The 21501-nt window shown below is 56.5% G+C and carries 20 protein-coding genes, 1 tRNA gene and 1 pseudogene; 10 read left to right on the top strand and 12 right to left on the bottom strand.

Translation table 11 applies throughout. The features are described from left to right. Window positions 1–65 precede the first annotated feature (65 nt). Genes PROAA_RS10700 through PROAA_RS10690 form a run of 3 tightly spaced genes read left to right on the top strand, consistent with a single transcriptional unit; the run spans window position 66 to window position 5078 of the window. The gene (locus PROAA_RS10700; protein ID WP_186411329.1) at window positions 66–2057 is read left to right on the top strand and encodes a hypothetical protein; all 1992 of its coding nucleotides are present in this window, start codon (window positions 66–68) and stop codon (window positions 2055–2057) included. Window positions 2058–2062: 5 nt separating this feature from the next. Beyond that, entirely contained in the window at window positions 2063–3589 is a 1527-nt protein-coding gene (locus tag PROAA_RS10695; RefSeq protein ID WP_245664246.1) for a c-type cytochrome, read from the top strand. A 13-nt stretch (window positions 3590–3602) separates the two neighbouring features. Then, window positions 3603–5078 (top strand): c-type cytochrome, encoded by a 1476-nt coding sequence (locus PROAA_RS10690; RefSeq protein ID WP_186411328.1) that lies wholly within the window; start codon window positions 3603–3605, stop codon window positions 5076–5078. Between the two features lie 48 nt (window positions 5079–5126). Here PROAA_RS10690 and PROAA_RS10685 read toward each other — a convergent pair whose 3' ends face one another. The 3 genes from PROAA_RS10685 to PROAA_RS10675 form a co-directional block, all read right to left on the bottom strand. Next, entirely contained in the window at window positions 5127–6986 is a 1860-nt protein-coding gene (locus PROAA_RS10685) for a potassium transporter Kup (protein ID WP_186411327.1), read from the bottom strand. A 152-nt stretch (window positions 6987–7138) separates the two neighbouring features. Beyond that, entirely contained in the window at window positions 7139–7555 is a 417-nt protein-coding gene (arfB, locus tag PROAA_RS10680) for an alternative ribosome rescue aminoacyl-tRNA hydrolase ArfB (RefSeq protein WP_186411326.1), read from the bottom strand. 64 nt (window positions 7556–7619) lie between these two features. Beyond that, a complete protein-coding gene (locus PROAA_RS10675; RefSeq protein ID WP_186411325.1) occupies window positions 7620–8576 on the bottom strand; it encodes a GGDEF domain-containing protein in 957 nt (318 codons plus the stop codon). 196 nt (window positions 8577–8772) lie between these two features. Between PROAA_RS10675 and PROAA_RS10670 the strand changes: the two genes are divergently transcribed. Next, entirely contained in the window at window positions 8773–9228 is a 456-nt protein-coding gene (locus PROAA_RS10670; protein ID WP_186411324.1) for a putative toxin-antitoxin system toxin component, PIN family, read from the top strand. Here PROAA_RS10670 and yaaA read toward each other — a convergent pair. Both yaaA and queD read right to left on the bottom strand, forming a co-directional pair. Next, window positions 9187–9960: a peroxide stress protein YaaA gene (yaaA, locus tag PROAA_RS10665; protein ID WP_186411323.1), complete on the bottom strand. Its 774-nt coding sequence runs from the start codon at window positions 9958–9960 to the stop codon at window positions 9187–9189. The genes PROAA_RS10670 and yaaA overlap by 42 nt on opposite strands. Before the next feature lie 39 nt (window positions 9961–9999). Continuing rightward, on the bottom strand, window positions 10000–10443 hold the full coding sequence (gene queD / locus PROAA_RS10660; RefSeq protein ID WP_186411322.1) for a 6-carboxytetrahydropterin synthase QueD: 444 nt from the start codon (window positions 10441–10443) through the stop codon (window positions 10000–10002). A 108-nt stretch (window positions 10444–10551) separates the two neighbouring features. Here queD and PROAA_RS10655 point away from each other — a divergent pair, with 108 nt between their 5' ends. Then, a complete protein-coding gene (locus tag PROAA_RS10655) occupies window positions 10552–11385 on the top strand; it encodes a radical SAM protein (RefSeq protein WP_186411321.1) in 834 nt (277 codons plus the stop codon). Window positions 11386–11396: 11 nt separating this feature from the next. On the opposite strand, the gene PROAA_RS10650 is transcribed toward PROAA_RS10655, so the two are convergent. Next, window positions 11397–11699 carry a helix-turn-helix domain-containing protein gene (locus PROAA_RS10650; protein WP_186411320.1) on the bottom strand — a complete coding sequence of 101 codons (303 nt, stop codon included), beginning with the start codon at window positions 11697–11699 and terminating at the stop codon, window positions 11397–11399. 248 nt (window positions 11700–11947) lie between these two features. Between PROAA_RS10650 and PROAA_RS10645 the strand changes: the two genes are divergently transcribed. Continuing rightward, complete coding sequence (locus PROAA_RS10645) at window positions 11948–13174, top strand: aspartate kinase (RefSeq protein ID WP_186411319.1); 1227 nt, start codon at window positions 11948–11950, stop codon at window positions 13172–13174. Between the two features lie 54 nt (window positions 13175–13228). Further along, window positions 13229–13321 (top strand) — tRNA-Ser (locus PROAA_RS10640). A 151-nt stretch (window positions 13322–13472) separates the two neighbouring features. On the opposite strand, the gene PROAA_RS10635 is transcribed toward PROAA_RS10640, so the two are convergent. The 4 genes from PROAA_RS10635 to PROAA_RS10620 form a co-directional block, all read right to left on the bottom strand. Beyond that, window positions 13473–14408 (bottom strand): hypothetical protein, encoded by a 936-nt coding sequence (locus PROAA_RS10635; protein ID WP_186411318.1) that lies wholly within the window; start codon window positions 14406–14408, stop codon window positions 13473–13475. Between the two features lie 294 nt (window positions 14409–14702). Continuing rightward, window positions 14703–15299, bottom strand: a complete 597-nt coding sequence (locus tag PROAA_RS10630) for a CHRD domain-containing protein (RefSeq protein WP_186411317.1) — start codon at window positions 15297–15299, stop codon at window positions 14703–14705. Between the two features lie 389 nt (window positions 15300–15688). After that, entirely contained in the window at window positions 15689–16495 is an 807-nt protein-coding gene (gene dapB / locus PROAA_RS10625; RefSeq protein ID WP_186411316.1) for a 4-hydroxy-tetrahydrodipicolinate reductase, read from the bottom strand. A 1-nt stretch (window position 16496) separates the two neighbouring features. Further along, complete coding sequence (locus PROAA_RS10620; RefSeq protein ID WP_186411315.1) at window positions 16497–16973, bottom strand: outer membrane protein assembly factor BamE; 477 nt, start codon at window positions 16971–16973, stop codon at window positions 16497–16499. A 129-nt stretch (window positions 16974–17102) separates the two neighbouring features. Here PROAA_RS10620 and fur point away from each other — a divergent pair, with 129 nt between their 5' ends. Further along, window positions 17103–17552 (top strand): ferric iron uptake transcriptional regulator, encoded by a 450-nt coding sequence (gene fur, locus PROAA_RS10615; RefSeq protein WP_186411314.1) that lies wholly within the window; start codon window positions 17103–17105, stop codon window positions 17550–17552. Window positions 17553–17584: 32 nt separating this feature from the next. On the opposite strand, the gene PROAA_RS10610 is transcribed toward fur, so the two are convergent. Both PROAA_RS10610 and cysS read right to left on the bottom strand, forming a co-directional pair. Beyond that, window positions 17585–18193, bottom strand: a complete 609-nt coding sequence (locus PROAA_RS10610) for a putative metalloprotease CJM1_0395 family protein (protein ID WP_186411313.1) — start codon at window positions 18191–18193, stop codon at window positions 17585–17587. Between the two features lie 168 nt (window positions 18194–18361). After that, a complete protein-coding gene (cysS, locus tag PROAA_RS10605) occupies window positions 18362–19738 on the bottom strand; it encodes a cysteine--tRNA ligase (protein ID WP_186411312.1) in 1377 nt (458 codons plus the stop codon). A gap of 138 nt (window positions 19739–19876) precedes the next feature. On the opposite strand from cysS, the gene PROAA_RS10600 reads away from it, so the two are divergent. Next, complete coding sequence (locus PROAA_RS10600; protein WP_245664245.1) at window positions 19877–20935, top strand: nuclear transport factor 2 family protein; 1059 nt, start codon at window positions 19877–19879, stop codon at window positions 20933–20935. An 11-nt stretch (window positions 20936–20946) separates the two neighbouring features. Then, window positions 20947–21501: pseudogene (locus tag PROAA_RS10595) on the top strand (hypothetical protein); the annotation flags it as partial.

Raw genomic sequence — 21501 nt, 5'->3', positions numbered from 1 at the left:
CCATGAAGTTGTCTTCGGCTCTTCTCGCCGTCCTCTGGTGCCTGGCCCCTTGCAGTGGAACGGCCATGTCGGCCCCCCAGGCTGATCCTCCGGCATGGGTAGTCGATCCGGCAATGCCGGGCGAGAACCTGCCGCCTTCGGGCCGTTCGCTGTTTGATCGCTTGTTCGCCGTCCGCGAGAAGGGGGTTGAGGGTCATGAAACGGCGGGTTATGACATCCCTTTTCCCTTTACAAAGCTGCTCACCCGCCTTGATACCCAACTCAAGCGCGATCCCAACAGTCTGCTGTACCCGGCCAAGCGGGTTCTGATTCCCTTGGGTCGTTCGCTGCAGCGTACCGCGGCAGCGCCCGATTACTTCCTGTTTCCGCGCGTGGTGGTTGCCGTGGATTCACCGCCGTCCGTGCCCTCAGGACTGTTGCTGAAAGACCGTCTGTACATCGGCTACCAGGAAAAGTCGGACGTGCTGGAAGTCATCAGTTACAACGAATCGGCCGGTCGATTTGAGTTCCAGCTGGTCAAGAATTACCGGGCTGGCGCCAAGCCTCAGGTCTTCTACGCCAATCGTACGCTCTGTTATGCCTGCCACCAGAATGGCGCACCCATATTTTCCCGCGCCTTGTGGGACGAAACAAACGCCAACCCCAAAGTCGCCGCATTGTTGTCCGCCAGTGGCAAAGATTTCTACGGAATACCCCCGGAACGGGGCGTTGATATCCCCTACGCCATCGACATCGCGATCAAGCGTGCCAACGGCTTTGCGCTGACTCAGCGTCTTTGGCAAGAGGGTTGCGGCGGGGCGGACCGGCCGGCCTTGCGCTGTCGTGCCGGCCTGTTCACCGCTGCGCTTCGCCATGCCCTCTCCGATGGTCGCAAGGGAACAGTTGCCCCCGCCCAAAGCGACAGCAACTCCACTTTGTTTCGTGCCGAAGCCGATCGACGCTGGCCCGGCGGACTGGCCATCGGCGCGTCGGACATCCCCAATCGCAATCCCCTGCAGGATTTAGGTTCCGGGCCCGACGACATAGCCCGGCGCATAAGCTTTTCGCACGTCCCGGCGCTCTTCGAACCGCTAACCCGGCGCTCGTCCCAGGAAATCTGGCGAGCCGACACGGCTGACGCCATCGACCGAATAACCGGCGGGCTGGCCGAATTCGTTTCTGCCTCAGACCGGCAGCGCCTCGTTGACGCCCTTGCGGCTCGGCCGGCACAAAGCATCCAGTACCATGCCCCCTGCCGTATGACGCCAGGCGCTTCGCGCTGGTCAGTAGGCTGCCAGCCTGGCGACGGCAATAGTGGATTGAAACTGACGGCGACCTTGGACAAGACACGCGCTCACGGTCGAGTCGAAACCCGTAATCAGTCGCCGGGTGGCCGACTGGAACGCCTGACCCTGCCTGCGAGCGGTGCTTTCAATTCAATTGCACTGATGAGTTCGGCGCCCCGTGCAGGCGAACGCGATACCTTCACTCCGGATAACAAACCCCTGCCTCGGGGGGCCGATGGCAACCCGCTGGTACGCATCGCCTTCCAGGTCTCACCGGGGAAACCGGACGATGGGGAAGTCCTTATCGAAATGCGCGAAGAGTTCCCCGCTGTAGAGCAGGCAGTGACCGCCCTCGCCGAAGGCCCGGATGGCCCGGCGCTTGTTCCAGTTGCCCCTGTCCTGCAGGGCTTCTATCCCTATTGCGCCACCTGTCATCAGAGTGCCGAGACTTTCCCCCCCAATTTCCTGACGGGTACCGCCAGCCAGGTGGAAGCTCAGCTACGACAGTGTGCACCACGGCTTTATGTGCGACTGTCCATGGCCGATCAGACGCCCGAACACCGGAACAAGACCCCCATGCCGCCGGAGAGCCTGTTGCCAGCCTTTGGCACCGATATCGCCGGCTGGCGTGCCAGCCCGGCCCGCGCCGCACTGCTCGCTCAGGTTGGTAACTGGTTGCGCGCCGAAACCGGCAAGACACCGGACCTGACACTTCTTCTGGCCGGTGGCTACGAAGCCCTGCGTCCCTGCCTGCCCACCCAGCGCCCTGCGACAAACCCATCACCAAGGTGAACGCCATGCAAGACAAAAACATGCCTTCCGATCCCGCGGAGAACCCCTGGAAACGACGTTTCGTGATTCTCGTCATCGTCACCGTTGGGATTCCGGCAATCGTCGGACTGTGGCTGCTCCAGCGCTTCGGCGGCGATATGCCGGTCGACTACAAGAGCCCAACCGAACATTTCAAGTACGGCTCCACCGGCGGCGAGCATGAAATGGGCTTCCCCTACTGGATATGGAAGGCGCTGCCCGAGGTTTGCCCTCAGTATCTGCCGGGCAAAGGGTATCAGTCGCTGGGCATGGTCTATGAAAAACAGCCTGACGGTAGCGACAAGGATCTGCCTATTGGCACCTCGAAACGCCGCTTCCAGGGTATCGACCGGGTTTTCGTCAATTGCGCCGCCTGCCATGTCAGCACCGTGCGCACCGCCGCCGACACGGCGCCGACCATCGTCCTCGGCATGCCTGCCGCGACCTTCAACATGAAGGGGTTCGAGGAATTCTTCTTCCGCTGTGCTGCCGATCCGAAATTCTCCAAGGAATTCATCCTTCCCGAGATCGAGCGCCAGGGTGCCAACCTTGATCTGCTCGACCGTTACCTGGTCTATCCGGTGGCCATCGCCATCATGCGCGACCGGGTGCTGGCCCTGGCCGGGCGCTTCGACTGGGTCTTCAAGCAGAAGGAGTGGGGGCCGGGCCGGGTCGACACCTTCAATTCGGCCAAAGTCATCTTCAACTTCCCGATGGCCCATCTCGATCCAAAGGAATTCGACGCACCTGCCGACTTCCCCTCGATCTGGCGTCAGCGCCAGCGCAAGGAGCCGAAGGAAATGCAGTTACACTGGGACGGTAACAACACCACCGTCGAGGAGCGTAACAAGAGCGCCGCCTTCGGTACCGGCACAACACCGCCGACCATCGACATCGCCCGCATCCGCCGTGTCGAAGACTGGATCATGGATGTTACGCCACCGCCCTTCAGCGACTTCTTCCCGATCGACGACAAGCTCGCCGCCAAAGGAGCGCCCATCTACAAGGAATATTGCGCCGCCTGCCATGGCGCGTCGGGAAGCGATTTTTCTGGCGAGCATGTCGGCCAGGTGGTGCCGTTGGCCAAAATCGGCACGGATCGCCGCCGTCTGGATTCCTACACCTACACGCTGGCGGTGAACCAGGCCACCCTCTATGCCGGGTACCCTTGGCGTTTCACGCATTTCCAGAAGACCCACGGCTACGCCAACATGCCGCTCGACGGCCTGTGGTTGCGCGCACCCTACCTGCACAACGGCTCGGTCCCCAGCGTACGCGATCTGCTCGAACCGGCCGCAAAACGGCCCAAGTCGTTCTTCCGTGGAAACGACGTCTATGATCCGGCAAGACTCGGCTTCGTCTCCAACGTACCGGAAGCCAACGGCAAGACTTTCTTCCGCCTCGACACCGCGCAACCCGGCAACGGCAATGGCGGCCACGAGGGCAAGGCCTACGGCACCGAGCTGCCCCTCGCCGAGAAGACGGCGCTGGTCGAGTTCCTGAAAACCTTCTGAAGGCGATGACATCATGATTACCACGAAATGCAAGACCTGGCTCAAGATCGGAGGCTTGGCGCTGGTGGTTGTCGGCCTGCTTGGCGCGATGATCGGCTACGACCGAGGCTTCCGCGAGCATCCGCAACCGGATTGGGTCACGGCCACGCCGGAAATGCGCTTCAAGTACGGTTCCATCGGCGCCGAAAACGACGCGGGAATTCCCTACTGGATCTTCTATGTGTTGCCGCGCGTCTTTCCGGAAAAGCTGACTCAGGACGGGAAAGTAATCCCCGGAGGCTATGCGGCGCTCGGTGTGCCCTGGGAGCAGGGCCGTGAACTGCCGACGGGGTTCACCAAAAAGAAAATCGGCTTCGACCGCGTGGCCAACAACTGCGCCGTCTGCCACACGACCAGCTACCGCGAGTCACCCGATGCCAACCCGGTGTTCGTGGTCGGCGGCTCATCGCATACAACCAACGTTGAAAGCTTCTTCCGCTACCTCGTCGACTGCGCCAAGGATCCGCGTTTCAACGCCGACATTCTGATGGCCGAGATCAATCGGGTCACCAATCTCGATTTCATCGACAAGCTGCTGTATCGCTTCTTCATCATTCCCATCACCAAGAAACGCCTGATCGAACGTGAAGAGCAGTTCGCCTGGATCTACCGCGAAGATTTCCCGGAATGGGGACGCGGCCGCGATGACGCCATGAACCTGACAAAGTACTTCATGATCAAGGCACCGATGGACGACACCTTCGGCCCTACCGACATGCCCTCGGTCTGGAATCTGAAAAAATACGTATGGGACAAGGGCCACCGCATGAATTACGCCGGCGACAGCCACGATCCCTACTCGGTGATCATGGATTCCGCACTCGGCCTGCTCGGCGCGGCTCCGGCCGACAAGGCGGATTTTGTCGGACAGGTGCAATGGCTGAAGGACTATCTCTCCGAGCTACCGCCGCCAAAATATCCCTTCCCTATCGATAACGCCAAGGCGGCGGCTGGCAAGCCTCTGTTCGACGCTCACTGCGCCAGCTGCCACGCCAGCGATAAGACCGGCACGCCCCTACTTCTGGCCGAGGTCGGCACCGACCGAGGTCGCCTCGACTCGTGGAACAAGGGCGCCGCCATCAAGGCCAATCAGGTAGTCAAGGACATGGGGCTGGAACGCCGCGGTCTGGTCGAAGAGGACCTGAAAGGCTATGTCGCCGCTTTTCTTGACGGAATCTGGCTCAAGGCACCCTACCTGCACAACGGCTCGGTGCCCACTTTGCGCGATCTGCTGGAACCGGTCGCCAAACGCCCCAAGGTATTCTGGCGCGGGTACGATGTCTACGATCAGACCAAGGTTGGTTTCGTCACTGACACGCCCGAAGCCCAACGCGTTGGAACACGCCTGGATACCGCAAGCAAGGGTGGCAGCAACCAGGGGCACGAGTTTGGAACCGGTTTGTCGGCCACGGACAAAGCGGCTCTGGTGGAATATCTGAAAACGCTGTAGGAGATCCTTGCGCGCATGAAGATGCGCGCAAGAGTGCACGCAAGATCGCTAGATTTCAAGCTGGGTACCCAACTCGACGACCCGACCCGTTGGAATCTTGAAAAACTCGGTCGCACTGGTCGCGTTTTTCGACATTAGCGCGAACAAGCGGGCGCGCAGGCACGTCATGTTGCGAGTCAATGTCGGAACGATGGTTTCACGCGACAGATAGAACGTCGTTTCCATCAAGTCGAAACTCTCGCCGAAGCGTTTGCAGCTCATCAGAGCGCCGGGAATATCGGGGTCTTCCATGAAGCCATAACGGATGATCAAACGGATGAAGCCTTGCTGCATCTGGTGTAGATAGATGCGATCGTGTTCGAGAACATTGGGTGCTTCGGTCGTTTGAACGGTAACCAGGACCACCCGCTCGTGCAGAACCTGATTGTGCTTGAGGTTGTGCAACAGTGCCGCAGGCACGCCTTCCTTGGTACTGGTCATGAAAACTGCCGTACCATGGACACGATGCACATCGAAAATCGAATCAAGGAAGGCATGTATTGGAATGCTCTGCTTGGCCATTTCCTCGCCGACCAGCTTGCGGCCACGCCGCCAGGTGGTCAATACGGTGAATGACGCCAGTCCGATCAGGATCGGAAACCAGCCACCAGCCGGGATCTTTAGGATATTGGACGAGAAGAAGGCAAGATCGAAGATGAGCAGTGAGCCAGCAACAAGCGCAACGATACTCCAGTGCCAGCGCCACATCAGCACCATCACAAACGCGATCAGCACGGTGTCGATCAGCATCGTCCCGGTCACCGCAATGCCGTAGGCGGCGGCCAGATTGGATGAATTCCCGAACCCGATGACCAGGGCGACGACAGCCAGATAGAGCGTCCAGTTAGTGAATGGCACATAAATCTGGCCCTTGGCCTTGCCGGATGTATGAACGATCAGCATGCGCGGCAAGAATCCCATCTGAATGGCCTGGCGCGCCACTGAAAACGCGCCTGAGATCACGGCCTGGGATGCGATGACCGTGGCAACCGTAGCCATGGTGACCAGGGGAACCAGAGCCCAGTCCGGCGCCAGATGGTAGAACGGGCTCGCAATGGCTTGCGGTTCGCTGAGCAGCAGTGCGCCCTGGCCGAAGTAATTGAGCACCAGTGTAGGCAGGGCAAAAGCGAACCACGCCAGGCGAATGGGGAACGGTCCGAAATGACCCATGTCGGTATAAAGCGCTTCGCCACCCGTGACGGCCAGCACCACCGAACCCAAGGCCAGAAAGGCGAGTCCGGAATGGGTATTTATGAAGTTGATGGCGTAAAGGGGGTTCAGCGCAGCAAGCACGCCGGGGTTATGAGCCACCTCCATGGCCCCAAGAATGCCGAGGAGTGCAAACCAGAGAATCATGATCGGCCCAAACAGCATGCCGACGGCTCCGGTGCCCCGTTTCTGAATCACGAAAAGCCCGGTCAGGATGCCCAGTGTTACGGGAATGACGTAAGGCTTCAGAGACGGCGCGATGACTTCCAGCCCTTCAACGGCCGAGAGGACGGAAATGGCCGGTGTGATCATGCTGTCGCCGTAAAACAGGGCAGCCGCAAAGATTCCGAGCAGGGTAACGATCCACGTCAATCCGGAACTCTTGGCGCGATCGGTGATCAAGGCAAGCAATGCCAGCGAACCGCCCTCTCCGCGATTGTCCGCACGCATGATTATTGCGACGTACTTGATCGACACCATCACCATGATGGACCAGAACACCATCGAGAGAATGCCGAGAATGTTTTCGGGCGTCACCGGAATCGGATGATGGCCGTTGAAAATCTCCTTCATCGCATAAAGGGGACTGGTGCCGATGTCACCAAAAACGACGCCGATAGCGCCGACAGTCAGAGCAGGCACGGCTTGGCGAGAATGCATAACTCCCTCGATTGCGCCTTGGGCGCTTATGATTGTGATTGATCGATTCGCCTGTTGATGTTCAGGTTTTCGACCTGATCACTACAGGCAACTTACAATTGGCAGAATTCGTGATTGTATCCAGAGCATGGACAGATTGCCCAGGATATCGGCTAGTCGGTTTCAACCCGGCCGCGTAATACCTTGACCAGCCCGCGCCTGACTTTGTTTTCTATACGTTTTTTCTGTGAACTACGCGTCGGTCGGGTCGGACGCCGCACAACGGGCACAAAGGCCGCACGGGCAATCAGCTCGCGCAATCGAGTCAAACTGTCGATGCGATTTCGTTCCAGACTGCGATGCGCCTGCGCCTTGATGACCACGACGCCATCTGCGCTGATACGCTGGTCGCGCATCTGCAAGAGTTGATTCTTGATTTCTTCAGGCAGCGAGGAGGCTCCGATGTCAAAGCGCAGGTGGATGGCGTTCGACACTTTGTTGACGTTCTGACCGCCGGCACCTTGTGCCCGAATGGCAATGAACTCGACCTCTTCCTCGCGCAGCAGGATTTGTTGGGACTGAACAGACATATGTTGGCGACTTCTCTCCGCTCCCTACTGCACCCTCAAATTGAACAAGCGCAATCCCGACAGGTCACCCGAAAAGAGCGTCAATATCGAAGTCTTCATCGACCGCCGCTTCAACCGCCTTTGCTTTGGCAATTGCGCCTGCGGCAACGAGGCTTTCATAACAACAGACCTGATTCCGGCCATGTTCCTTCGCGTAGTACAACGCCTCGTCGGCACGACCAACAACATCGGTGGGCACGTCGATGTTCGAAACGGCGGTAAACCCGATTGAACAGGTGACCTTTCCGACCTGGGGGAATTCATGGCTTTCGACCGATTCACGGAAGCGGTTGAATCCGGTCGATGCCAGGGCTTCGGTTTCCGCGTTCAGAATTACGACGAATTCTTCACCACCAAACCGAAACAGCCGGTCAGCACCTCGGAAGGTCTTCCGCATGAGCTTGCCCATTCGCAACAGAACCTCGTCACCAAAGAGGTGGCCAAACGAATCGTTAACCCGCTTGAAGTGATCGACATCCACGACACACAGCCACGCCTGCGAACCCATATCAGGACTCGAACGTCGATCGTCGAAGTCATCATCGGGCATATCGGTGGAAGAGACGGTCAACAGCCGGTCGAACGTCTCGTCGAAGGTCTTGCGATTGAGCAGTCGGGTCAGCGAATCCAGTTCGCTGTAATCGAGAAGCTTGATCTGATTGCTATACATTCGCGCCAGGCTGGCGATTTCTTCGGCATGCTCAGCGGCATCAAGCTGATTTACGTCATACGCCAGGATCGTCTGCTCGGAGCCGAGCTCGGAGGATTGCAGCATCAGGGCACCGCAGTTCCGGCCGCGAATGCAACGGGTCACCAGCTTCCCGTCGCTCCTGACATCCTGAAGGAACTCGGGCCATAGAAAAACGGCCGAATTCATTATGGTCACCCCTGAAAACACTCTCAGGACAGTTTCGCCCTGCGCATCGCGCGAAAGAATTCCGACATCCGCCCCATCGCCAAGCAGGACTGCCACCGCACGCATCAAGGCTCGGGGCAATCTGGCCCGATCCCTGCAATACGTAATTTCTTCAATAAAGCGTAACAGGGGCAACACGATTTTGAATTTTCACAGTAGGCCCGATGGGCGAGTAGTACAGAGCAACGGAAACAATCAGAACGATTCTATGTGCGTATGATGCGCTGCACAACTCCAACCAGCATATTTTCGGATATTCCCAATGCGCCTTGTGCTAGATACCAACATCGTAATGGACATGTTGCACTTCGCCGACCGCCACACCCACGCCCTCCGAATAGCGCTCAATCATGGGCACATGACGTGTTTCACCGATAGCGAATGCCTGGCAGAACTGGAAAGAGTAAGCCGCTACCCGGAGTTCGGGCTCGATTTGCCCGCACGCAATGCCCTGATAGAGGGCTACCGAGGAATCGCCACCCTGTGCGACGCCAGCGGAGTCGAGGACTACCTGCTGCCACGCTGTCGCGACCGGGACGATCAGAAATTCCTGGTTCTTGCCGCCCGCAGCAAGGCCGACCTGCTCATAACCCGTGACAAAATGCTGCTCAAACTGGTTCGCAACAGGCGAAATCCGCCGCCCTGCCCCATCGTCACGGCCGAAACCGCCGAAACCCTACTGCAACTTGCGCCGGAAAACCCAGCGGGTTTCGTCTGAAGCCATCGCCGTGTAGGAATAGCCTTCGTCAGCGAAAACTTGCAGGTCTTTCGGTTGCAATAATCGTCCAGTGACGGCAAAACGCGCCATCAGCCCGCGGGCACGCTTGGCGAAAAAGCTGACAACCCTGTACCTTCCCGCACTCCAATCTTCGAATACGGGCTGGATCACTGGCACGGCAAGTCTCCGCAATTTGACCGCTCTGAAGTACTCGGCCGATGCCAGATTGATTAGCGCCGGTGCCTCGACATCCCGCAGCGCAGAGTTCAGCGAATCCACGATGCGATTGCCCCAAAAGGCGTACAGGTCCTTGCCGCGTCTACTCGACAGCCGTGTTCCCATTTCCAGACGATAGGCTTGCATCAGATCGAGGGGACGCAGCACACCGTACAGCCCGGAGAGAATTCGCAAATGGCCCTGCGCAAAATGAAGGTCCGCGGGAGAAAGCGTCTTGGCATCCAGGCCCTCATAGACATCGCCGTTAAAGGCTAGTACTGCGTGTTTCGCATTTTCGGGCGTAAACGGCTGATCCCAAGCGGAGTAGCGAGACGCGTTCAACACGGCAAGCGCGCTGCTCACACCCATCAGCTTCTCGATCTCAAGCGGCGACAAGGTACGCAGGCGCTTGATCAGCAACTGCGACTGATCGAGAAAATCGGGTTGAGTATGATCGGCAATTGTCGCCGGCGTGGTGAAATCCAGTGCTTTGGCAGGAGAAAGTACGAGGATCATGGCCTGTTACAAGAATTTGATTCAGCGATCCGGACGAATCTATTGGCGACCTGCATCCGCCCAACAGTTGGGCGTTTCGTAGAGGCGAACCCGCTCCAGTCGCAAGTGGTTACCATATGTGTCTTGAAATACGCTGTCGAGTATCGAAAACGCTTGTACGGCAAGATTCTCCGAGGTCGGAATGCAGTCCAGGATCACGGTCTTGTGGTCCGGAATCGAGTTCAAGAATTCCACAAGCTGTTTGTCACCGGCGTAAACCAGAAAACTATGATCCCAATGGTCAATGAGGTGCTCTTTCGCCAGTGATTTGACTTCGGAGAAATCCATCACCATACCGTTGGCGGGATCGCCCGCCTGAACGATGATGTCGCCACTGAGGGTAATTTCGAGCGCATAGCGATGACCATGCAGATGGCGACACTGGCTCTTGTGGTCAGGAATACGATGACCGGCATCGAACTCAAGGCGGCGGGTGATGAGCATTGAAAAACTCGGGGAAATGTAGTCGATGATTATATCATTGCCGGATTGGGCACCTTGCTGTGCCTGGAGTACGCAAATTGGCGCGAGAAGCCGTGGAGTTTGCCAGTCATGCTGAATGTCAGGAATCATAGTCGTGACAGCGCGGGGATGACCTATGTCTACCCCGTTCTATCGAGACGGGCGTGCGGCCTGTCGCTAGGCATCAACCTTAACGTCAACAACGCCTGCAACTGGGCTTGTGTCTATTGCCAGGTGCCGAATCTGACGCGCGGGGGCCCGCCCCCAGTGAATCTTGATTTGCTTGAAGATGAGTTACGGCGCTTTTTGAACGGGATCACGACGGGTGACTCTCTACGCCGACTCGCCCCTCCGGAAGCACAGCAACTGGTTGATGTCGCCTTTTCCGGGAATGGCGAACCAACCAGCGCGCCGGAGTTTGCCAAGGCTGTTGAGCGTGTCGGGCGCGTGTTGCAGGAGTGCGGGTTGCTGGAAAGCGTCAAGCTTCGTTTGATTACCAACGGCAGCTTGATGCACCGGCCGGTCGTGCGTCAGGGGATCGCCGCTATTGGTGCGCTCAATGGAGAGATCTGGTTCAAGCTCGATCGGGCCACTGCGATTGGAATCGAGCGTGTCAATGGCATCCATACCACGCCGGAAAAGGTCAGGCGGTCGCTCTTGCAATGCGCGGAACTGGCGCCGACATGGGTGCAAACCTGCTATTTTGCGATCGACGGCGACGAAGCAAGCGAGGCGGAACGGTCGGGGTTTCGCGAGTTTATGAAATCGGTCGCGGGAAAGATAAAGGGCGTGCACCTTTATGGTTTGGCACGCCCTTCAATGCAGCCTGACGCAGGAAGACTATCCAACCTGTCCAAGGAAGACTTCCAGCGCTTTGCCGGAAGCATCTCCGCGCTAGGCATCGAGGTTGTTGCCAACCTCTGACGCCCTGAACATCAACCCGTCTTCTTCTTGGCCTTGGCGGATTTCTTCAGTGTCTTGTAGAGTTCGGATTCTTCACTCTTCAAATACTCGATAACATCCATGTCTTCGCGCTTGATACGCTGGATATCTATCTGCTCGACGTGAACAAGGCGGAGCAACTCACGTACCGGGCGCGGCATATTGCGACCGCTCTCGTAACGCGAGCCACCGCTTTGCGTAACGCCAATTTTTGACCAGAACTGCTGTTGGTTCAAACCAAGCTTGCGACGAATTTCGCGGGGCTCGGACTTGTCCGTGGATTTTGAAGTGTTCATAGCGATCCTTTCGTTTGGCAAGCGTGCCATGGAGAAATCGAGGTTTTTTCGACCCCGGTCGATACTACTGAGTGTATGACTTCCTATGGTGATCACAGTATAGAACAGCTACATATCGATTTGCAAGTAGCATTTTTAAAGACCATGTGACTACAAGGGTTTGAGTCGGCAAGAAAGGATCGCGCTTACGTTTCAACTCGACATTGGGTTAGAATCGCGAGCTTTCATGACCCATAGTTGGATTTTGCATGGCACTGATAGTTCAGAAATTCGGAGGTACGTCGGTTGCCTCGACGGATCGTATCAAAAACGTGGCCAGGCGAGTAGCGCGCTGGAAAGCCCAAGGGAATGACGTTATTGTGGTTCCCTCAGCCATGTCAGGCGAAACCAACCGCCTGATCGGGCTGGCCAGGGAGATTTCTGCCGAACCCGATCCACGGGAACTCGACGTTATTGCCTCAACCGGTGAGCAAGTCACCATTGCTCTGCTGGCCATGGCAATGCACGAAGAAGGTCTGAAGGCGAAAAGCTACACCGGCGCGCAAGTACGCGTGCTGACTGACAGCACCTTCACCAAAGCACGTATTCTTCAAATCGACGACGAGAAGATCCGCAAGGATCTGGCCGAAGGCAATGTCGTTGTTGTTGCCGGGTTTCAGGGCGCCGACGAGAATGGCAACATCACGACACTTGGCCGAGGTGGTTCGGACACGTCGGCGGTTGCCCTCGCTGCTGCGTTGAAAGCCGATGAATGCCAAATCTATACCGACGTCGATGGCGTCTATACCACCGATCCGCGGGTGGTGCCGGAGGCGCGCAAACTTGACACCATCACATTTGAAGAAATGCTGGAAATGGCCAGCCTGGGCTCAAAAGTCTTGCAGATCCGCTCCGTGGAGTTCGCCGGCAAATACAAGGTCAAATTGCGGGTGCTTTCAAGCTTCGACGACGAAGGCGAAGGCACCCTGATCACTGTTGAGGAAGAAAAGAAAATGGAACAACCGATCATCTCCGGAATCGCCTTCAATCGCGATGAAGCGAAACTCACCGTGTTGGGAGTACCCGATCGCCCCGGTATCGCCTACCAGATCCTCGGCCCGATAGCCGAGGCCAATATCGACGTTGACATGATCATTCAAAACGTCGGCCACGACGGAACGACGGACTTCTCATTCACTGTCAATCGCGGCGACTACACGAAGGCACTGGGGGTGCTGGAAACCGTCAAGACCAAACTGGATGCGCGCGGCGTCGTCGGTGACAACAAGACCTGCAAGGTGTCGGCGGTCGGTGTCGGCATGCGTTCGCACCCCGGCGTAGCCAGTCAGATGTTCAGTGCGCTGGCATCAGAAAGCATCAACATCCAGATGATCTCGACATCTGAAATCAAGATTTCCGTCGTTATCGAGGAAAAATATCTTGAGCTGGCCGTGCGTGTCCTGCACAAGGCTTTCGGCCTTGACAAGGCAGACTAATCGCGCTTTTGAGTTTGACCGGGCGTAGTGGAAAGGCTATCATCGCGCCCTTCCGGAGACGTGGCCGAGAGGTCGAAGGCACTCCCCTGCTAAGGGAGCATTCGGGCAAAACCTGAATCGAGGGTTCGAATCCCTCCGTCTCCGCCAGAAACACATCTAAGCCACTGTTTCAGTGGCTTTTTTGTTTCTTTGGTCTGGAAGCCTACCCGACAGTCACCGTTCGAGCGGTGGATTTACTCTTGGGGTCGCGAGCATTGGTCACGTCTAAATTTTTGACGAGTAGCGGTGCGATTTCTGATCAGTAAGTTCTGTAGATCGTTTCCGTTTGCGGTATGTAGTTGATGCGATGGAATGCTTCAGGCAGTACATCAATACGAGACAGAAGAAAACGCCCCAATCCATCCAGCAGGGCTTGATTCACCTGGTCTATTTCAAGGATAAAGGCCGAAATGTAGAACCCCTCAAGGTTGCGGCTCAAGACGTCAATGCGGTGCTCCTTGTAGTTGCCCTTGAAACTTATCTGAACCGGAAAATCAGGCGCCAATTGCACTTCTATTAGCTCCTGCTCGGTTTTCACGTCAAATACGGAATCGTCCAAGGCACGAAGATTGAGTGTGTGCAGATCACGTTTCAGCACTTCCAACTGGTGCCACCGCCGTGTCAAGGTGAGGGGTTGCGCCGCAACCAGCCGCACGCGAAAACTGACGTGAGACAGAAACGACTTGTCGGATGAATCCTGTTTGCGGGAATCGGTGAACGCACCTTGCCAGCGAAGCTTCGTGTAGGCAGCCTGAGAATCAAGGCGATAATATCGTGAAATCTCCGGCTGCAACTCGTTTGCGTGGTGAGACATCTGGTGCAGAAACGAAAATATGCGGGACAGTGCCTCATGCAGTTGCTGAGACCGCCGGAGTTGATCCTGTTGGGTGCTTGTTCCTTGATGGAGTTGTGCAACTTCCCGCTCAAGTTCAGCGAGAAATCCAGAGGTTTTTACCGCATCACGCGCTGATTGCGCGGCATCCGATTCGATAGGAGTCTGGATTGGAGCGTAGATGGGGCCTGCAGGTCGCCGTGCTGTGCTCGGGCTGAGAAATGACTCTGGATATCCCGTAGCCCGACGAAAATGATCCCAACTCTTGTATTGCAGAACATCCTCCGTCAACAGGAGCTGGTCCAACTCATTCAGAGTCTTCTCATCGATTTCATCCAAAACGTATTTGCCATCATCCGCCATATTCTCTCCAGCGATTCTCGTCGTCCGTTCAGGCGATATTATGAAGTACATATTGTCTCACCGAACCATACGCCGCAATCACTCGGGCTGCCACTGACAGCAACAGACCGGGAGAACGCTGGACACGCCGCCAAGGGGCGAACAATCCCGTGGCCATATCATCTGACGGCCTGGTTTGATCACAAGGGGAAACACGACGACGCAGGATACGCGCCCGCGCAACACAGAAACACGATTGAGTTGGGCAAAAAGAAAGACCCCGACGATGCAGGGTCTGTTCGGTGGCCGTTGAAACTAGGCCTTCTTGCGACGCCTAAAGGCGAGTCCGGCCAAGCCAAGGCCAATCAGTGCCAGACTGCCCGGCTCCGGGACCGCCTGAGCAGCAAGAAAGCCGCGTATCTCACCGCTTGGGACAAAAGTTGTATGAATGTTGAAATACGCTTTGCCAGCCGACATGCCCGCGAACAAGGCCGCTTCAGCACCAGCCGCTGTTCCACCGCTGGCCGTGACGAAAGACGCGTTGTACGAAGAGGCCAAGGTCATGTCGAAAGTCGTGTCGTAGGTTCCGCTCGTCACCCCCAAAGAAAAACCAGGGAAGGTCGGCGTTGGTGTAGCTACCCCGACTGTTCCGGTCATGGGAGCCAATGTACAGCAGTGAATGTGTGCAGCGGTGGTGTTACCAATCAAGCCGGAAAACGTCGCCTTGACTTGCATAGTATGCAGCGCATCATCATAGATCACTGTCGCGCTCCCGGTTCCCGGTGATGCATTTGAGGGAGACTCATTCAGTCCACTCAGATCGGCATAGTAGGTAATGATTGTCGCTTGTGCGAGCGGTGCGACGAAAAGCATCGTCGCTGCCATCGTGATGGCACTCAATAGGCGTTTCATGGAACCTCCAGTTGTTCGTTGAGGAGAACTTGAAGAACAGACACATCAGCCATCGGCAGTCGCAGGTTCTCAAACGCCGATTAGAAAGAAGCACGAAACGAGCCAAAAATGCGCATACACATTGAATCAATGTCTTACAAAGAGTACGAGCGTCCGATTACCTCCAAGTGTAAGAATTTCCGACAATTGTTTCCTTGGCAACCTCGATTTCCGGGCCTAGCGCGCCTGGCGATGCTGGCACCAAGTGGCCGTCGCTGAGTTAGGCGGGCCAACGCCTCAAAACGCCTGAGCACTCTAATTTGGCGCCATTGACTCTGGATTTTCCATCAATGGGTACCCCGCTTGCCGGCCCTCCCGGTCCCCGCCAGCTATCGCCTGCCTGAAAGATTTCAGCGCAAACCCAAGACATCCTGCATGTCAAACAGGCCACTCGTCTTATCCGCAAGAAAGCGGGCGGCACGCAGACTTCCGAGTGCGTAAGGCATACGGCTGCCCGCCTTGTGGCTGATCTCGACCCGCTCGCCTGTCCCGCAATACATGACGGTGTGGTCGCCAACGATGTCGCCACCGCGCACGGTAGCAAAACCAATCGTCGCTGGATCGCGCTCGCCGGTTACGCCTTCGCGGCCATAAACGGCACTGGTCTTTAGATCGCGTCCGAGTGCCCGTGCAACCACCTCTCCCATGCGCAGTGCGGTACCGGATGGCGCATCGATCTTGTGTTTGTGATGTGCTTCGACAATCTCGATGTCGTAACCTTCGGCAAGAATGCGCGTAGCCGTATCGAGCAATTTAAAGACCGCGTTTACGCCCACGCTCATGTTCGGTGCAAAAACAACCGGAATCTCGAGTGCAGCGTCAGCAATCGCCTTCTTTCCTTCGTCATTGAAACCGGTTGTGCCTATTACGATGGCGACCTTGTGGCGACGGCAAATGGCGAGATGCTCCAATGTACCCTCAGGGCGGGTAAAGTCGATCAGGCAATCGGCTTGGGCGATCCCTGCCTCGGCGTCGATACTTACCGGAACACCGCAGGGGGTTCCGACCAATTCGCCTGCGTCCTTGCCTATCGCCCCCGTACCCGGCTGTTCGATTGCCGACACCAGCGTGGCTTCGCCGTCCTGCAATATGGACTCGATAATCATCCGGCCCATGCGCCCGCTGGCGCCAACAACGGCAATCTTCATTCCACTCATATCAGAATCCCACGCTTTCCATCATCTTTCCGAAAAAACCTTTTTCTTCAAGGGGTGGCGCCTCACTATCCGCCGAGATCGAACCCAGATCGATCTCGCGCACCTTGCTCTCTACCTCCACAGTTTCATCCGAAGCCTGCGCCGCTGTCACATCACCCGTAACGCGTTCCAACCTGTCGTACGCATCGAAATAAGTAGAGAACTTTCGCATCACGACGGTGCCGGTACTCCCCTTTTTCAGCCAATAAACGTAATCCCACCGATTGGCATGAAACATATCCATCAGTACCGGAGTACCCAGAACAAAGCGGACCTGATCCTTCGTCAGGCCGGGTTTGAGCTGAGACACCATATCCTGGGTCAGAACGTTGCCCTGCTGAACGTCAATCTTGTACTCGTTGACGATACGTGGCACCGAGGAACAACCGGAAATAGCGGCTATCAAGAACACCGTACCGGCAAGTCGTGAAAAAGTCATGCGTTGGATGTTTCTAAGTAAAGTGTCGAATATGGTCTGCTGAATGACGCCAGAGCCTCTTCATGTCGTGTCAGGCGGTATATCATACCCGATAAGCACGCCTCCTTTATCCGACGACAAGGCCTAGCCATGAGCAAATCCACCGACCTGAACAGCATGGGGCTCAAAGCAACCTTCCCCCGCCTGAAAATACTCGAGCTTTTCGAAAATGCTGAAGTGCGTCATCTGACGGCCGACGATGTCTATCGCCTGCTGCTCAACGAGAATATCGAGATCGGGCTGGCGACAGTTTACCGGGCGCTCACCCAATTTGAACAAGCCGGCTTGCTTGAGCGCCACCATTTCGAATCAGGAAAGGCGGTATTCGAAATAAAAGCCGGGACACATCACGACCATCTCGTGTGTATCAACTGCGGTCGCGTTGAGGAGTTTTTCGACGAGGAGATCGAGCGTCGCCAGAAAAAAATCGCAAAGGAGCGCGGTTTTGCCATTCAGGAACACGCACTTTACCTTTATGCGGAATGTACCAAGGTGGCATGCCAGCATAGGGACACGCGCGAGAAATCTCGACACCAGTAAGCTATCACGCGAACGATGGTCAATCCGACGGATCAGGCATAGAGATCCAGGCGACCGCCGAGCAAATCTTTTTCACTCTCACCCTGCTCGACATTCTGGTATAGGCGGGACGTGCCCTCACCCGCGCTTTTCGCTTCATCCCGCTGCTGCGTCGCAAGTTCGATTCGCGCATCACCTTCCATACGGCCTGCCTTCGCTGCGACACTGTGATCCTGAGGAGAAGGGTCGACGGGAGCAAGCGCTGCAGCGCGAATCTGCTGCGCCTTGGGGATCGTTTCCGTTGGTGTCCGGCCGGGTGAAACATCTATTGAAACTTCTCCGGATACGGCATAGCGTTGATTGTCCGGCCCTATTTGATACGTGAAGGACGGTCCACTGCGCACCAGACCGGCTCCAGCCGCGAGGTGAGCCTGCTCGTGAGCGCGCACCTTCCGGTCGGCCTGCTTTAACTGTTGCACCTCCTGCTGCTCTTCGGGCGATAATTCGCCTGTCTTGCCTGACCCGGAAACGCCGGATCTGCCCGAGCGGACACTCGAATCATCTTCATTCGCCGTCGGACTCGCTTTTTGCGCACCGGGGCGCGCGAGATTCTCAAAACCGAAACTTGCCTGGGCAGAACCAATTGCCGTGATCTGAGTCATCGTAGAAACAATCAAGAAGACGCCATGGTGATAACACCTTGAAAACAATGGGCTACGCTATTCAGCCTAGACCAAAAGCGACCGGTTTTCCAGTGACGAAGTTCTGGCCAGCGTATTGGATGCTTCGGGCCAAGGAATTGCGGAGTCCCAACACCGACCAGATCGATCTCAGGCGCGACGCCAAGTGGTTCCCTGCGCACTATCCTCGAGCACCACGCCGGCAGCAAGCAAATCGGAACGGATGCGGTCGGACTCGGCGAAGTTCTTTTCCCGTTTAGCCAGAACCCGATCGGCAATCAATGCCTCAATGCTCTCGACGGACAGTTCCTCGGCACTCTTGGGCGAGGCTTGCAGGAACAGTTGTGGCTCCCGCTGCAACAGGCCAAGAACACCGGCCAGTGAGCGCAATTGCGTCGCCAGAACCGGGGATTTCCCGCGATTGATCTCGGCGGCCAGATCAAACAGCACGGCACACGCTTCGGGTGTATTGAAATCGTCGTCCATTGCCTTACGAAAACGAACGGCATGCTTCTCACTCCAATCGACGGGTTGCACCGAATCCGCCGCAACAGCCTTGAGCGCCGTGTACAACCGGGCTAGAGCATGACGCGCATCGTCAAGGTGCACATCGGAATAATTCAGCGGGCTGCGATAGTGCGCACGCAATATGAAGAAGCGAACGACCTCGGCGTCGTATTTCTTGAGAATCTCACGGATCGTAAAGAAATTGCCGAGCGACTTGGACATCTTTTCGTCGTCAACGCGCACAAAGCCGTTGTGCATCCAGAAATTCGCAAAGTCGCAGTTATGAGCACCTTCGGACTGCGCAATTTCATTTTCGTGATGCGGAAATTGCAGATCCTGCCCGCCACCATGTATGTCAAAGTGTTGGCCAAGGAGATCCGAGCTCATCGCCGAGCATTCAATGTGCCAACCCGGCCGGCCATTGCCCCAGGGTGATGACCAGAATGGCTCGCCCGCCTTAGCGTGCTTCCACAATACGAAATCAAGCGGGTCCTGCTTTGCCGTGTCAACTTCAACACGCTCACCTGCGCGAAGGTCGTCTAGTGACTTGCCGGAAAGCTTGCCGTAGCCGGGGAATTTTCGAACCGAGAAATTCACGTCACCGTCTGCCGCCTGATAGGCCAGCCCGTTCTTCTCCAACAATCCGATCAAACTTAGCATCTGCGGCACATACTCGGTTGCACGCGGTTCGTACTGTGGCTTTTCGACCCCCAATGCCGTTGCGTCTTGATCCATCAGGCGAATGAAACGATTGGTCAGATCGCTGATGCTTTCCTTGTTTTCAAGCGCACGAGCAATGATTTTGTCATCGATATCGGTAATATTGCGAACATAGGTCACGTCAAGTCCGGACTCCCGGAGCCAGCGTTGCACCATGTCAAAGACCACCAGAACCCGAGCATGCCCAAGGTGGCACAGATCGTAAACGGTCATGCCGCATACATACATACCGACCTTTCCGGGCTCGTTGGGAACAAAACTCTGCTTTTCCCTGGTCAGGGAATTGTAGATTCTCAGCATTTTTCAACTCACGAGGGTGCCCCACGGAAAACGGGAGCATAAGGAATACTTTCGATTCGACGTGCTTCTTGTTAGAATTGTTCGGTTGAGTCACCAACCCGACTGAAGTATACCATAACGATGCGTCCAAACTCCCAAATGCCTTCACTGGCGCGCCTTTCGGCCGTTTTTCTTGGCCTGCTCTTAAGCGTTTCCGCCGCCCTCGTTAACGCCCAAACGCTTCCGGATATCCAGCGCCTGATGAAGCAGAATCAGATGCCACAGGCGCTTGAAAAAGTCGATATCTACATCTCAACCAAACCCAAGGACGCTCAGGGTCGTTTTCTGAAAGGCCTTATTCTGACTGAAATGGGCCGCCCTGCAGATGCCATCGCTATATTTACCAAACTGACCGAGGATTTTCCAGAGCTACCCGAACCCTACAATAATCTTGCCGTTCTCTACGCCCAGCAAAAGCAATACGACAAGGCGCGCACAGCGCTTGAAATGGCTATCCGGACGCATCCGAGCTACTCCATCGCGCACGAGAACCTCGGTGATGTTTACGCCAAACTCGCCAGCCAGGCTTATGACAAAGCGCTTCAGCTTGACTCATCGAACACCGCCACGCAAACGAAGCTGTCGATGATCAGGGAAATGATCAGCACATCGTCAAAGCCCGGCGCCAAAGCAGCAACGCCCGCGCGCCCGGTTGCCGAGCCGGCGAAACCGCCGCCAGCAGAGCCGCCCAAAACGGCGCCGACAGTTCCAGCAAGCAAACCCGTTGAGAAAGTACCGGAGCCAGCCGTATCGTCAAAGCCACCCGAGGCCAAACCAGCGGAAACCAAGGCGCCCGTTCAAACCGCCCCTGCAGCCACGGGTGACGAAGCTGATATTACCAAGGCCTTGCAGGCTTGGGCCAACGCCTGGTCCCGCAAGGACGTGAAAAGCTATCTCAGCCACTACGCAAAAGATTTCCAGACACCGAACGGCATGCCGCGGAAGAAGTGGGAGGACGAACGCAACCGGCGCATCGATAAGCCTGGCAAATTGCAGGTCAGTGTTGAAGATGTCAATGTGGCTATTGACGGTGAGGTGGCGACCGTCAAGTTTCGCCAGCAATACACTTCGGCATCGTTCAGCTCGTCGGTCATCAAAACCCTGGTGTTCGTGAAATCCGGAGGAAAATGGCTTATTCAGCAGGAACGCGTCGGCTGATGCGGCGAGCGATGCTCGCCATCACCCTGATCGCTGCGTGCGCGGCAGGTACGGCGGCTTCTGTCGATGGAAATCCCCACCCGGCGGCGACCTTTTCTGATTCTGGCCCGGAGCCACAGCTGTCAAGAATTCTTGTCGAGATTGAAAAAAACCGTCTCGACACCGCGCTTGAAGAAACCGAAGCCCTGCTGAAGCGGTATCCGAACTTCCGCCTGGCGCACCTGATCAAAGGCGATCTGCTGTTGGCTCGCAGCGCTCCTCTTGCAACCTTCGGAAACGCCAGCAATGCTCCTAAAGAGCAGCTTGCCGACCTGCGTGATGAGGTCGTCGCGCGCCTGAAGGCGTACCGCAACCGCACAAACACGTCTAACTACGTTCCGCGTTATCTACTGCAGATGCCCCCCGACCAGAAATACGCGATTGTTGTAGACACACAAAAATCCAGGCTCTATCTCTACAAGAATGACACCGACGCGGGCGGGCGGCCGCGTTTTGTCGCCGACTATTACATCACGCATGGCAAGCTCGGCTCCGACAAAAGACGGGAAGGTGACAAGAAAACACCG

It is taken from the genome of Candidatus Propionivibrio aalborgensis (genome assembly GCF_900089945.1).
Taxonomy (GTDB): domain Bacteria; phylum Pseudomonadota; class Gammaproteobacteria; order Burkholderiales; family Rhodocyclaceae; genus Propionivibrio; species Propionivibrio aalborgensis.
This window is presented reverse-complemented; position numbering and strand designations above follow the sequence as displayed.